Source organism: Chryseobacterium sp. FG46 (assembly GCF_057809135.1).
This window is the reverse complement of record NZ_JBMDJJ010000029.1, coordinates 1-15,261: the sequence shown is the minus strand read 5'-3', so window position 1 is coordinate 15,261 and position 15,261 is coordinate 1. Positions and strand designations below refer to the sequence as shown.

The window sequence follows — 15,261 nt, the reverse complement described above, 5'->3', positions numbered from 1 at the left end:
TCCGCTATACATGCGTGGAATTTACAAGATTATAAGCAAGTCAAAAATAATTGGTATTACCAAGAACCAAATGACTGATGTTCAGATCAAAAATAAGCCAAAGTTAAAACGGCAAATTTCAAGCATTATTAATGAAGGAAAGTTAAAAAAATAATGTGCAATTGTAGCAAGCCAATAACCAAAACAGAATGTTACCGTCTTAAGAAGTATGCCGAAGATGCCGAAGGTAGATTTTTTATATATCACATATTTGATGATGAAAGAGGGTTAGATATAGCACTAGTTCCTAAAGGAGAAATTCCAAACATAATTGCCTTAGGAAGAGGATTTATTGGAGAAGATGGATTGCCGGAGTGGTTTAATGTAAGAGAACATCCATGTTTATATGAAGAAACAATTAGAACATAAAATTAGATTTTATCAAGATAGTAAAGATCTCCCATTTTGTAATTATAAAAGAATAGTTCAGACGGGAGATTTTTATTTTATGGTTAAAGGCTATGAGCCTGGTGATGTTGTGAGCCTGGATGCAAATTTACTTAAAGAAAAATTTGATGCTATTGAAGAAGACTATGCAACTTCTCTCAATGTTAAAAATCATGATGTGATTATTTACGGACAGCACGCAATTGCCACTAATGAATTCAATAAATACAATATAATTCTTCATCTAATAGAATTGACTATTAGAAGCACCGAGATAAGAGCGTATCATGATCTTCCCGTATCTGAAGATTTAAACATAAACACAATAAAGGATTTGCTTCAAAACTTTAAAATCCAAAAGAGCGAAGACTTATATAAGCAAAGAGAATTTGTCCAAAATAAAATAGAAAAAATAAAAAATGAGCTTTTAAAACTTGATAGCCAGATAAAAAAAGAAGATGCTGAAAGAAAAGATTCAGATTTTGATATAGAGGAGCAGTTTGTTAGTGTTTGTATTGGTTTAGAAATACCGGTAGATGATACTAAAATATCTCTTTATCAATACGGATTAATGGTTAAGGCACTGATGAATAGAGTTGAGGAAATAAATAAGATGAATAGCCATGCCAGATAAATTAGCGGTAATACAGGCTCAAGAGACAATAAATGAGCTAAAACAAATAGAAGCGGCCGGGAAGGATGTCAATAAGATGTTCAAGGAAATGGTCACAAGCACCAATAAAATTAATCAGGCTTTTAATTCCGGTAGGGTTAGAGAGTATTCTGCAGCAATACGTGAGCTAAGTCAGTATACATCACAGTATACAGCAATGGAAAGACAGCTGGCTGATGCTTTAGCGAGAACTGCCAGACTTGAACAGCAACAAGCGAGGCTTCAAACCGAACAAGCAAGAACCAGAAGGGAGTTAGCAGAAGCACGAAGAGCAGAAAGCAGGGAAAGACAGCAATCGGCAAGAGAATCTCAGGCGGAGGCTCGTCAGGCTAGAGAAAGCAATAGCGCTCATGCTCAACTCACAAAGCAAGTAAGGGATGCGAGAAATGCCGCAAGGGATTATGGAGCTCAAATGTTCCAGTTAAGAGAAAGGCTGAGACAGGGTACGATCTCAGAAAGAGAATTTAATACCCAAAATCGACAGCTTTCAACAAACCTTAACAACTCCACCAGGGAGGCTATAAGGCTTCAGCAAGCATTGAATAGGATTAACCAACAAACTTTACCATCCAGTCAAAGATACGGAGCTTTACAGGGGCGTGTTACTGATATTTTAAAGAGTTTGACAGCATTTACGGCAATTGACAATATTGCGTCTTATTTCATGAAAATAGGAGCGAGTTATAAAGATACTGCTATTAAATTGGAGACCTTAAGAATGTCTCAAAAGTCAGTATTTAAAACAAATGAAGAAGTAGCAAGACAGAACGTCTTTTTAACTGATACCGCGCAGAAATATGGTATTGAGTTGTTAGAATTAAGTAAGGCTTATAATAATTTCAGTGCATCGGCTCAGGGTACAACCTTGGAAGGTGAAAAATCCAAGACAATTTTTGATGCGGTAACAAAATCAAGTGCTATGCTTGGTGTTACAACGGAAGATACAAATGGTATTCTTCGTGCATTAGGACAGATGATGTCTAAAGGTAAAGTTCAAGCTGAAGAATTACGTGGACAGTTGGGTGACCGTATGGCAGGTGCTTTCAGATTGTTTGCGGATGGAATGGGAGTTTCAACAGCTCAATTAGACGCAATGCTTAAGAAAGGAGAAGTTATTGCGGAAGATGTCCTTCCTAAATTTGCAGAACAGCTAAACAAAAAATATAAACTCGGAATTGGCGAAGAAGTAGAGACATCACAGGCGGCATTGAACAGGCTAACAAACTCATGGACACTTTTTGTTGATGCCGTGGAAAACAAGTCAAATATAGTTGGTTCAAGTATTTCTTCAATTACATCTATTATTGCCGGAATGTTAAAGGAAATTACTCCTAGCGAAGCTATTACAAATATTCAGAAAGAGCAATTAGAGTTTAATAAACTGGGAATCATTTTACGTCAGAATTTTGATGACGTAAAAAGAAGAAAAGAAATTATTGACCAGATGATTGCTATCAATCCATTCTGGCTGGATGGATTAGACAAGGAAAAAGTAACCTTAGAACAAATATCTGAACGCCTTAAAGCTACAAATCAGCAATATGTTCAAAAAATAATCCTTCAAAAATATGAAGATGAAATTAATGAAGTATTAGAAGAGCAAGCCGAGAGGATAGGAATAATTGCGGAGGCATACGGGAAATATTCACAAAGTCTTAATGAATTAACATTAGAGCAACAAAAGGTAATACAGTCTTACACAGATGGATCAATAACATATGAAGAGGCATATCAAACCTTAAAAAAGCTGGGAGGCAATTGGCATAAATCTACCGGATTACTTTGGGCGATGCGGGACGCTGTTGATGAAAATACTATTACATCAAAGGGATTCATTAGCACAATGAAAAACCTAAACAGACAAGGTCAGGAGTTGACTGACAAGTATAATTTGCAAATTAAAACTATTCAGAAATTAACAGGAACAAATGGAAATTTATTAGGGATTAATACCTCCTTGATTGGTTCAAATTATTCTTTAGGAAATTCTTATGATTTCCTCAAACAGAAGCAAGATTTAGCAGCTAGACAACAAAATCAGGATTATCAAAAAGCGATCAAAACAGCCAGAGAAATGAAGCAAGCTTATACTGCTTTTAATGGATTCTTCTTTGATGCGAAAACAGCTAAGAATACTGGCAAAAAAGTGGGTGAATGGGATATAGTAGATAATAAACTTGTAAAAAGAATGCCTGCTACTCTTCCGCCAAAAGAAGAAAAAACCAAGAAACCTAAAGCATCTTCATTGTCTGCTACTCAAAAAGATTTCATAATGACAGCTCAGGGAGAGAGAGATACCGAGCTTGCAAATCTGGAAAAAAACAGATTAGATTTAAAAATTGGGTATGAAGAATATCTTCAAGAAAAATTCAATATTGCTGTAAGATATAATGACAAAATTCAAAAATTGCTTAAAGGTGCTAACGCAAAAGAAAAACAGGTTGAAGGCGCTGCATATAAAAAAGCAATTGAAGCCGCTGTGCAGTCTAATAAAGAAATTTATGATGAAAGGTCCAAAAACTTAAAAGCTTCCTTTGAAAAGCAACAAAACATTATAGAAAGGGAATCAAAGAGTTTAGATCAAGATCAAACACTTAGCGATGTTGAACGTATCAATAAGCAGATTGAACTAGATGGCAAACTTATCCAAGAGATTACCGACTATTATGAGAAGCAGGTAGACCTGGCGGCAAAATCTGGTCAAAGAGTTATTGAACTTGAAAATGCCAGAGATGAAGAAATAGGCAAAATTGAAGACAGAAGAATTGAGCGGATGAACTCTCTTCCTGAAGCTGTTTTCAACGAAATAGATAGGCAATCTGCAATTACTCAAAGTAAAGTAGAATCTAATTTTGAAGATCAACGATCTTTAATACTTAAAGATAAAAGTCTTTCAGCTGATCAGCGGGCGTATAAACTTTCCCAGCTTGAGAAGTCTCTTCAAATTGAAAAAAACAAAGAGGAAATAAAACGCCTGGAGTTATTGCAAGCTCAGATTTTAGCACAACAGGTAATAAGACAGATGAAAGGACAGTCTGTTATTATTACACCAGAAGAAGAGAAAGCTCTTAAAGAGTACGAATCGACTATAAAGAATCTCCAAAATACCAATGTTGGACTTGGTATGGATAAAAATTCTGAGGTTGCTCCAGAATGGTTGAAAACTAAGGATATTCTTGTGAAAGGATTCCAAGATATGGGGCTTGGAAATTTTGCGGCTGCTATCGGTGATCAGTTTGATGATCTTTATAAAAAAATTATTGAAGGATCATTAACGGCTAAAGATGCAGTTATTCTTGCAGGTTCTGCAATAGCTGACGGGCTATCATCAATGGTTAATAGTCAGAAAGAAAAAACTATTGCTGCCTTAGATGAACAACTTAAATATTCGCAGGAATCAACAGAGCAAGAACTTGGATTTATCAACAGCCGTTTAGAGGCTTTAAATAGCCTTGAAGATCTTACTGCTGAACAAACTGCTGAAAGAAACAGACTTGAAGACGAATCTAGAACATTACAAGAACAACAAAGGCAGAAGGAAAAATTGATTGAAACACAAAAAGCAAGGGCCGAACAAAAGGCTGCGGCTCAACAAGCTCTAATTAATGGTGCTTTGGCTGCAACTATGACACTCGCTCAGATGGGATTCATCGCCGGGGCAATTCCGGCCGCCCTTGCCCTTGGTTTTGGTATCGCTCAATCAATCGCAATCATGTCTAAAGATCCAGTTCCGAAATACTGGAAAGGTAGAACTGGAGGTAAAGCAGAATATGCAATTACACAGGATAGAGGGCGAGAGATCATTGCAGGAGAAGATGGGCGTATTAAATCTTTAGGATCTGATTCTGGCGATAAAATGACATGGCTTGACAAAGGCGATACTGTCTACACAGCAGATGAAACGAAACAAATTTTAAAAACTATGGGACCATCTGCTAAAATTGGGAATAAAGTCTTCCAAAAAATTGCAAGAGAAAGCATGATTGCTCCGCAAATTTCAATTATTAATAATTACCGAGATAATTCAGATGAGCTTTCAAGAAAGATCGGAGTATGGCTTGATAGAAAACTTGAAAAATATGTAGCTCCATCTACTGAGAGGGTTTTTGGACAGATTTTTAGGCATAGAGGAGCTAATAATGCTGAGCTAGTTGGTGAATACGATTTAAAGACATTAGAAGAAAAATATTACAGATGATACCAATTAACCATATAATAAACGAAAACGGAGTTAAAAATATTTTCAAATTCATAGTACCCTATGGACTTTACCAGGGGGAATATGTCATTAATAAACCTGACGGCTGGGATGATGTGGACTCTATAGTTAATATTGATGATAAATTATTGTATGTGAAAGATTTCATAATTGGTGATAATACTAAATTGAAATTCTATAAATACAGCAATGGAACTGCTTATGATGTACTTTTTAATGTTAACCAAGAGCAAGGGGGTGACGGCCGTATCATTTTTAAATGGCTGGATGTTAAAGACGGTGTAGAACATGATTTACTCAAAGATAACTTTGAAGTGAATATGAATAAGTATAATTGCACTCTTGAAAACAACACTTTCATTATTGATGTTGAGCTTATCAAGAGTGAAGCACAAAACAAGCTTTTCAATCGTGATGATGTTACTATTGATTTATTTGGAACTAAAGATCTTGACGAAAATACAATCACTCCAGTAGGCACTTTTCAGATTGGTTACAAAAAGGGGGATAAAAAGCTTAGTAATGTTTATACATACGACACTTCTCAGCTGCCTTTACCTGCTGGATTTAAGAATATTCATTTTCCCGCATTTATAAGGTCAGAAGGCTATGAGTTTGGAGATAATTCAAATGATGTTTGCGGGTTTCAAGACTATATTGTTCAGATAGACTTAGGACCTTTTGTTTCATCATTAATATCACTAAAAGGACTTCAGGTTGATATTAGTAATATGCATGTTAAATTTAAAAATTCAGCTCCTTTGGTTAAGCTATATGCTGTAATTAATGGAAGGAGAACTTTAATAAAAGAGTCGGAAGTTAAAACAGAGGGCGGGGAGACGTTTTCAGAAATAAAGATTGATTATTTACAAAAAAAGATTGGTGATAATATAAACGCAGGCGAAAGTTTATCATTTATATTTTATTCAGATACTACTTTTTATTATGAAGTAATCAAAACCAATACCGGCATAGAAGTGAGTGTAAATATGGAGTCTCCTATAGTGAAAACAACCGGGATAAGGATTTTAGAAGCTGTAAAACAGGTGGTTAAAAATTACACTTCATCAGGCTTAGGGGTAGTAAGTAATTATCTTTGGATAGGAGGTATTTACTACGATACTTCTATTTCAACAGGTGTATTTTTAAGAGGACTTCCAAGTATATACACAGCAGGGCAAAAAATTAAAACATCTTTTAAATCATTAATAACCGAAGGGGCGGCAAAGTTATTAGTACTTGGCTATGATATTTTAAACTCTAATGTAGTAATAGAAGATATATCATATTTTTTTAAAGACCAGAAGGTGTTTGATCTTTCAAATAAAATTTATTTACAAGAAGGGTTTAAGATTGAAAACGATAAGGATGTTAGCTTTAATACTTTGATATTTGGTTCAAAAAAATACTCAAAAAACGTAAAGGATGATATTCAAAATTTCGTTACTTCATCTGAATTTTCAACGCCTATAATAAGTACTAAAAATAAGTTTGACAAACAAACAGATCTTATTATTGATGAATATAAAATACAAGAACTGATCGAAGATAAAAGTTCATCAACAAATGACAATGATGATGATTTAGTTTTAATTGACATGGTTAATGAATCTAACTATTGGGATTCGGGAGTTTTCGAAAACTGTATTCATCAAAATAGAGACAATAAACTTGTATTAATTTGTACACAATTAGCATTTGATACTACATTTATGGAAGCTGGATCAAGTGTTCAAATAACTGAAGGACTAAATTCTGGAAGCTGGACTATTTTAAATATAAACAAGGCTGAAATGACGTTGAGTAAAACTTCTGGAATACAAGAGGGGACTACAGATACCCCAATACGATATTTGATCCCGTCTTTAACTAAAAACAGATCTATCCGGGATGGGTTCACAGAAGATTCTGAAATTAGAAATCCTGAAACTTCTACAAACTCACGACACAATCCTAAATATCACATGGCAAGATGGTTTCAATGGTTTGGTAGTGGATTGAGAAAAAAACCGGGTTCAGCACTTATAAAAGTGACGAATTACAAGAATAATGACAAAGCTCAAATGAAAGTAAATTCACCAGATCTTTTAAATGAATTGCCTGGTTTAATTACCGTGGGAGCTGATGAAAATCTGGCAAGAATGAGATCTTATAAGCAGCCTTTCTTTTCCGGAGAGAAAATTGAAATTTCTTACACGAATGTAACGTTTCAGGAATTTATTTCATTATATGAAAATTGGCGTTATGGAATTTCTGGCGATAGATTAAATAGCCGTGGATATGTAACCCTAAATACTCCTTTAGGTATTTATGACGCATACCCATTTGGTGATGGCGCGTTTTCACATGATCGAAAAACAAATATTCTTAGTTTCAAAGGTAAATTAAAAGGAAAATCCGTGGCTAATCCAGTTCTTGTATCTGTTGTGCAGGACAACAAAAATACAGTCACCTTACATTGGGATTATGCAGAAGAATATGTAAATACTATTATTAATGTTCAATATTCACTTGATGGTATCAATTGGATTACAATTCGTCAATATGGAAGTACAAAAGAAGGAATTATTATAGATGATATTTTTACTAGTATAATTTCAGGGACAGATGTTTATTTCAGAATAATTGTTAATACCGATGATTTTTATAATAAAATATCGAATACATTAACTGTAAACTGGCAATTTAATCCATACATCATAATCGTCAACAATAAAGCGGAAAATGCTGATTGCGGGTATAGTCGATTAGTCATAGACGTAAGAGGTACGGCTAATTTTGAAATAGAATATACTTACGAATTTTCGCCAGGAGGTGGAAAATTTTACGTAACAAATTTAGATGGTACGGGTGGGAATGTGATTATAGAAACCGGATATGGACTTCCAGTTTCAGGAACGGAGACTACAACATTAAATATTAGTGGCAATACAGGGCGTTTATTTATGGAGCTATTAAATTCAGACAAAACAGAAACCTTACAACCTTTGAATTGCAAATTTGGAAATGATATTTATACAGTGTTTGCCAGCTTACTTGTAAAATTTACAGACACAATAACAAATACAACGAAAGAATTTGATTTAATGACTATAACAGATAAAAAATATACTAATTTTTCTGAATTAGAATAAATTTTACTGCAATCTTCAAATCAATATACCCATCAAGTCATAATATGCTCATTAATAGATTTGTATCATGCATAAATTCTGGTATCATAGTCCCGTAAGATTCTACAGAACTCAGGAAGAGTTGGAAGATATGACTAATCCGCAAAACACTCAGTATTACGGACATGTAAAACCTTATCCTTTAGAAGTAAACTCATATCACAGATACCTTATACCAAATTATCAGAATGAAATTTCAGATCAGGCGTTAAGTTTGTTTTTAGTCGGTGATGATGAGTTTCAAATTCCTTGTGAGTTTGGCATAAGTGATGGAAAGCTTTTCCGCATAACCTTCATTTCCTTTGATGAAATTCAGGGACATTTTGAAATAAGAGATTCTTCAGGTGTTGCACTTTTTTATTCCAATTGTGTGAGGTTTGTTGACAGTGAAGATTACGAAGGTAGAAAATTCATAAGAATCGCAACACAATGCAATTATAATAGAAATCTATTCTCATATGCAGACAGTCAGCATGACTGGATGATTACAAACTTACCAGCGTATTGCATGGGAGAATTTGATATAGATGAAGATTTAAAATCAGCCAGAACAGGAAGTTTAGGATCTACGACAATAAATTCTGCATGGACTGAAGAAAATGTTTCCTATAAAATTAAATCTGAAGGAGATAATAATATTCTTTCATTTATAGCTGTCCATTCTACAAATCAGGATTTTTACATAGATGGAACTAAAAGAACCCGAAAAGAAAAACCTGAAACTACAGATTTTACAAATGAGATTACCATGAAGTTTGCCAATGTTAAAGATGAAAATGGTTTGAATGTCATTTTTGATGAAGATGCTGTATTCTCAGATGCATTTAAACAAGCTTTATCTAATGGAGACATGTCAGCTGTTTATGTATATAATTCAAACTATATAATACCAATAGAAAATGCCTGATACAATTATACCTGCACCATTTGTAAAACAGGTGCCAACTACGGAAATACCAATAACGCAAGATCCTTTAGAAGGACACATTGCAAACTATAACTCACAGGGAAAATTAACATTTACCCCAATTAATTCTTTTAGGAAATTAATTTCCACGGGAATTGTTGGTGTAGCAACTACTTCAAGTTCGCCAACTCCTTATGATCCGGTAACCTATCCTGATGGATTGTACGAAAAATGGGACGTTAATACATCGGGGACCTATACTAATTTTAAAGATTCACTAAATCAACCTATTGTCATAACAGCAGATCCTGATTTAAAGAATCATTTTGTTCAGATATGGGTTAGTAATGGTGTTTCTCAGAAGGTATTGGCTGATATAGGCGAAAAGGCTGAAACGCAATTTAACATTAATAGCAACAAGCCTATTGCAAATAGTGCAGTAACCCCTATTTACGAATGGTTTGAAAAAGAGGGCGTAACACCTGTGATAAATATAAATTTCGATTCCAATGATTCAGAAGTAGGATTAGTGAACAATAATGGGACTAATTTTGCCTCAGTAAGTACTGGTAGAAGAACTCCATTTATTCCAGTTAAGGAAGGAACAATCATAACGGGATTGTTTTTCCTTGGAAGTGCTTACAATGGAATATCTTTTTATTCTGCAGCAAGTATCGGATCATATGTTGAAGGAGTGCCTGGCATAGGTTCTGACAATAATACAGGTCATACATTAAACTACACAACCCCGGCTGATGGCTACATTAGAGTATCAGCATCTGAGGATTCAAGTAGAAATTCCTATGCAACTATCACAGAACCAAGCCAAGTAATAATTAAGTCTTTTGACGAAGTTTTACAAGAAAAAACAGATAAGGATTTTGATGTCAATAGCAACAAGCCTATTGCAAATAGTGCTGTCACTCCCATATATGAGTGGCTGCCTAAGGACATAGTATCTGATACAAACGTAACAGTAGGTTTTTTGACAAATGTAAATAGTGGTTATATTAATGACCAGGGAATTGCTGTCGCCCAAGCAGAGTCGGTCAACAATAGATACACAGGTTTTATTCCAGTAGTAAAAGGTGATTTAATAAGTGGGATTGCGTATTTATCATCTACACCGAACGCAATTTCTTTTTATACAGCAGCAAATGAAAGCACCTATGTTTCAGGAGTGAAGGGAACTGGTTCAAGCCAGTCATCACCGGGCACATATAGTTTTGTTGCTCCTGATAATGGATTTGTGCGGTTTACATGCAGCACATTAGGCGTGGGTTCATTCAATATTAGAACCATTGTTTATGGTGGATTCACTTCTTTGCAGGAATATGTAAAGGATGTTATGCAGGTTCCGGACACCAACCTGGTAGATTCAAAAAGAACGAAGGATTTGAGAATGAATCCTGATACGAAGGTATTTGAAGCTTACAGGGGCGGTTTTTCTCAATTCTGTAGATTAAGACCATTGGAAAAATGTTTCTACAAATCTTCGCATAATGCGTTTTTTATAAAAGACACAGGAGAACGTGTTGATATGCCTTTAGTTAATGGCTTATACATAGGAGAATATACGGCTGACGCTTCCGGTAATTTCTACACAGCAAATAGATTCAGCGGTGATTTCTACCTTAAAAAACAGGAATACGAACTGTTTAAAGGCAAAAGAATTTTAAAGGGTGGCAGCATAATCGATGATGAAAAGTGTAATGTTATTAAGTTCTTGTATGTGCCAGGAATGGACGTATTGAATATAAAAACAAAAAGACCTCTGGAATATCCTTTTATTGTACGTCAGGGTCAAACATGGGGATTTGAAGACAGTACAAGTGAAGAAGTTTCGTTCTTCTTTAATTATTCTTCCAGAGCTACGATATATGTAAATTGTTACGATTTGGATGTTTTTGAATTCAACAGAACTATTGTACCGCGGGAAACAAGGCAGATTAATAACGGTGATAATATGCTTATTGGTAGCGAATTATACTCATATAATTTTGGAGATGAATTTGCCGGGACAACATTAGACCTGAAAAAATGGAAATACCGAACAGGTGAGAAGTCAAACGGTAATAACGTTAAAGAGGCCATTACCTTCGCAGGTGGAAATCTAAAAATAAGAGTTTGGGCGAACACCCCAGGAAATACAACTTTCATTCAAGATGAAAACGGAAACAATACTGGAACTTTAACGGCCAAAGCTTTCAATGGTGGTGGTATCATAAGTCTAGTTGATGATATTCAGTACGGGTATTTTGAAGCCTCAATTAAGATGCCTTCATCATACTACATGCACAGCTCATTCTGGACAACACAATCATTCTTGAACTCAGGAGAATCTTCGCTTACAAAGAATGAAATTGATATTGTTGAGTTCGACATGAAGAGTAACACTGTAGCAAGCGGATTCAACATGCTGAGTGCTATCCACAGATGGACCCCGAATCATGCAAGTTTGGGATATGGTGCAAAGGTTGACTACTTCAATACTACAATGAATGATTATACACAGAATTTTAACCGATTCGGGTGTTTAGTTACAAAGGATTTTATTGCAATGTATTTTAACGGTGTTCTGGTAAATACCATTACGTACAAAGAGCTGATCGGCTTTTCTGTAAATCCTTGCGAAATAATATTGAGCTGTCTGCCATACACTACTCCTGACTTACTGGGGAAACCCGAGGATTTTATGGAAGTAGAATATGTAAGATATTACAAATCAAATTAATTGTTTAAAAATCGTCTCTCAACTAAATGGTAAAATAATGCGGATGCTGGCAATATAAATACTATAACAAAAACAAACAAAATTATCTGCCTAACATCATTCGTTAAATCGAAATTATTAAGTAAAATCAAATTTGCTAGTGCTAAAAATGGACCATGTATTAAATAAAGACTATAAGAAATATTTCCTAAAAACTCCATTGGTTTTGACTCTAATAAAAATAGTGTCTTGTTGTGAGTTTTTTTATATACAAAACAAGAATATAAAAAATAGGAAAAGAAAAGCCCCAGTGTAACATTTGCAATAAGTGGACTTGTATTCCTGAAAATTAGAAATGCAAAAAAAACACACAATAAAACAGCAGATAAAGGTAGATTAATTTTATTAATTGTTTTTGCTCGAAAAGCAAAGTAACAGCAAACTACTCCCATAAAAAATAATATCAAAAACTGAGGGGCAGCAAAAGGAACAATTTTATAAAGAATAAGGGCTAAGATGGTAATTATAGAAAAGGAAACTAATAGATTATACTTCTTCCAAAAGAATAAGATTAGTGGAAAAAACCAGTAAATATGCCATTCTGTAGCTATTGACCAATGAGCGCCATTTATTTTGTAGATCCAAGAATTATTAAGATTATGAAATAAACCAATATGACTTACAACAGAACCTATAGTTACTGGCAACTTATTATCCCAAGCAGTATTATGAGGCTCTTGTAAAATTGGAAAAAGGAAAATTAGTAATCCAGAAAGTAATAATGCGATGTAATAAGGAGGAATTAATCTTTTTGCTCTTCTGGAGATATATCTTTTGAAGCCACCTTTTAAATTAAGATCATTGTTAACAATAGGTATAGCTAAACAAAAACCAGATAATACAATGAAAATTGCAACAGCGATATGACCGATAGAAAGTGGTTTCTGCAAAATATTTAAAAATATATTTTCAGACCATTTAATTTTTTCTGTAGCATAACCATTAAACAGCATAGAATGAAAAAGTACTACCCAAAGAGCAGCCAACCCCCTAATCCCATCTAAAAAATCAAACCTCATTTTTACCATAAAAAAAAATTTAGACAAGCAAAAGTAATAAAATAAAAACATTTAAAATGAAATGGGGAATCAATTATAAATTAATAAACTAATATGCCAACACCACCAGCAGAGAGCATAGGCGGAAGATTAGTAAGCCAGCTTGCAGATACGATAAAAGATAGAAGAAAATGCTTAGACTTCATGATGGCATCAGTGATATTCATTGCTGCAGTATTGGAGTTAATAAGTTGGAGACTTTCGCAGGGAGACCAGGCGGTAATTACCAATGCAGGTAACAACTATCTGATATACTGGTTTCCGCTCATGAGCAGCTTAACAGTTTGGGTATTTTCAATCTTCTTTTTGTTGAAGATATTCAGATATAAAGCATGTGTTTACACGAAGCTGATAAGTATTATTTACTTTTCAATTCAAACATTCAATATAAGTGCTTATGTTTTAAAGTTTGGAAGTAGTTTTTATAACAATGTAATATATCCGGTATTCCTATTCAGCATTTTAGGATTAACATTTTTAAAAGTATTAAGATGGCTTTTACAAAAACCGCAATAGCTTTCATATGGAAGATGATAACATATAAGAACGGGGCAAATGCTTTATTTAGCTTTTGCGCTTCTTCCGGGCTAACGACTGGATTGTGGCTATCGGGAAATCTGGAAAGGTTCAATACTATTTTCATTAAAGATGCAGATCCAAAATCAATATTTTTCCCATTCTTGGTAGAATCGGTAATGATTATAATTTACCTTCCATTAACCGGACTTGATTTCATTTTAGGTCATAGAGTAGCCAGGAGTATCAGAAAGGAGAAATTTAAGCCTGAGAGATTCTTTGACACAATGATAAAGACCACCGCTATTATATTAGTGACATCTGTATTAATGTTTTTAGCATTTGGAGTAGGGTCGATGACTAAGGGTGAAACTTGGTGGGGCGGATCTATTTGGGGAATTCTAATGGTTGCCTTAAGTTTTTTCTGGGTATTGGCTATAGGATTCGAGTTTTCAAGTGTAGGCAGGAACTTTGAGCTATTGAACGGAGACAAGTCAGCTATATTTAAGTTTTTTGATAAAATATTGGTAGTCCTTCAGGATAAAGCTATCAAAAAAGTAGAGAGTTCATTTAATTTAGAAATTGACAATGAAAAAGACAGCGATAATACTAATTAGTTTGCTGTTATTGTTGCTTGGGTGTAAGGTCAAGAAAGTATCAAAAACAGCGCAAAGTTCTGTAAGTGAAACAGAGTACAGTAAGAAAGAAATTAAGATTCAAAACGAGGTTTTAAAGTCTGAAATATCTGAATTAAAAGTAGACAGTCAAAAACTGAAAACAAAGCAGGAAAATTCAAACGTTGAGATCCGGGGGAAGGTTACAGATAAAGTTCCTTTAACATTTTTCAATGTTGTAGATGGCGATACTATTAATCTGTTAAAAGTTTCCGGCAACGCAGATGTGTTTTTCAGCTCAAATAAAAGCATTTTAGAACAAAACAGTTCAAAAGTCAATGAGAATAACAGGAATGAATCAAAGAAGGCTGAAAAGAAAGATGAAGGCTTTGTTTCCGGTTTGGCAAAAACAGCAGAGAAAATTCAAACTAAAACTGTTGATGTAGTGAAGAGAGATTTCCAGGTTGGAGTTTACATCACTGGATTTCTAATACTGGCACTCATCATCATTGTAACAGCAATAATTTTATACTTTAAAAGAAAATGAGAACAATCAATTACATCGTTATACATTGTACGGCAACGCAGCCAGATGTTAAAATAGAGAGTATTAAAAGGTATTGGAAGGAAAACCTGAAATGGAAAAGCCCAGGGTATCACTATATGATAAAAGCTGATGGAGAAATAGTCAACACGTTAACAATAGATCAGGTGTCAAATGGAGTTGCCGGATGGAATTCACAAATTATCAATATCTCATATATCGGTGGTATTGATAAAAACGGAAATCCAAAAGACACACGAACCAAAGATCAGAAAGCGTCTATTTTGAAACTTTTAAAAGAATTAAAATCAAAATTTCCTAAAGCTAAAATTCAAGGACATAGGGATTTTCCCAATGT

General features: G+C 34.3%; 11 protein-coding genes. 10 read left to right on the top strand and 1 reads right to left on the bottom strand.

The window, feature by feature from the left end:
* The first annotated feature begins 153 nt into the window (after window positions 1–153).
* From ACODR7_RS17880 to ACODR7_RS17855, 6 genes are all read left to right on the top strand, one after another.
* Window positions 154–408, top strand: coding sequence for a hypothetical protein (locus tag ACODR7_RS17880; RefSeq protein WP_488841152.1), 255 nt, complete (start codon window positions 154–156; stop codon window positions 406–408).
* Complete coding sequence (locus tag ACODR7_RS17875) at window positions 386–1,060, top strand: hypothetical protein (RefSeq protein WP_488841150.1); 675 nt, start codon at window positions 386–388, stop codon at window positions 1,058–1,060. The genes ACODR7_RS17880 and ACODR7_RS17875 overlap by 23 nt, the downstream gene beginning before the upstream one ends.
* Window positions 1,050–5,297: a tape measure protein gene (locus ACODR7_RS17870; RefSeq protein WP_488841148.1), complete on the top strand. Its 4,248-nt coding sequence runs from the start codon at window positions 1,050–1,052 to the stop codon at window positions 5,295–5,297. The genes ACODR7_RS17875 and ACODR7_RS17870 overlap by 11 nt, the downstream gene beginning before the upstream one ends.
* Window positions 5,294–8,452: a hypothetical protein gene (locus tag ACODR7_RS17865; protein WP_488841146.1), complete on the top strand. Its 3,159-nt coding sequence runs from the start codon at window positions 5,294–5,296 to the stop codon at window positions 8,450–8,452. Before ACODR7_RS17870 ends, ACODR7_RS17865 begins: the two co-directional genes overlap by 4 nt.
* Window positions 8,453–8,519: 67 nt before the next feature.
* On the top strand, window positions 8,520–9,398 hold the full coding sequence (locus ACODR7_RS17860) for a hypothetical protein (protein WP_488841144.1): 879 nt from the start codon (window positions 8,520–8,522) through the stop codon (window positions 9,396–9,398).
* Entirely contained in the window at window positions 9,391–12,132 is a 2,742-nt protein-coding gene (locus ACODR7_RS17855) for a glycoside hydrolase family 16 protein (protein ID WP_488841142.1), read from the top strand. The genes ACODR7_RS17860 and ACODR7_RS17855 overlap by 8 nt, the downstream gene beginning before the upstream one ends.
* Here the strand turns inward: ACODR7_RS17855 and ACODR7_RS17850 are convergent.
* Window positions 12,129–13,199 carry an acyltransferase family protein gene (locus tag ACODR7_RS17850; protein ID WP_488841140.1) on the bottom strand — a complete coding sequence of 357 codons (1,071 nt, stop codon included), beginning with the start codon at window positions 13,197–13,199 and terminating at the stop codon, window positions 12,129–12,131. The genes ACODR7_RS17855 and ACODR7_RS17850 overlap by 4 nt on opposite strands.
* Window positions 13,200–13,283: 84 nt before the next feature.
* Between ACODR7_RS17850 and ACODR7_RS17845 the strand changes: the two genes are divergently transcribed.
* The 4 genes from ACODR7_RS17845 to ACODR7_RS17830 all read left to right on the top strand — a co-directional run.
* Complete coding sequence (locus ACODR7_RS17845; RefSeq protein WP_488841138.1) at window positions 13,284–13,745, top strand: hypothetical protein; 462 nt, start codon at window positions 13,284–13,286, stop codon at window positions 13,743–13,745.
* Window positions 13,721–14,362, top strand: a complete 642-nt coding sequence (locus tag ACODR7_RS17840; RefSeq protein ID WP_488841136.1) for a hypothetical protein — start codon at window positions 13,721–13,723, stop codon at window positions 14,360–14,362. The genes ACODR7_RS17845 and ACODR7_RS17840 overlap by 25 nt, the downstream gene beginning before the upstream one ends.
* The gene (locus ACODR7_RS17835; protein WP_488841134.1) at window positions 14,334–14,906 is read left to right on the top strand and encodes a hypothetical protein; all 573 of its coding nucleotides are present in this window, start codon (window positions 14,334–14,336) and stop codon (window positions 14,904–14,906) included. Before ACODR7_RS17840 ends, ACODR7_RS17835 begins: the two co-directional genes overlap by 29 nt.
* A partial coding sequence (locus tag ACODR7_RS17830; RefSeq protein WP_488841132.1) for an N-acetylmuramoyl-L-alanine amidase occupies window positions 14,903–15,261 on the top strand: 359 nt, incomplete at its 3' end. The genes ACODR7_RS17835 and ACODR7_RS17830, both read left to right, overlap by 4 nt.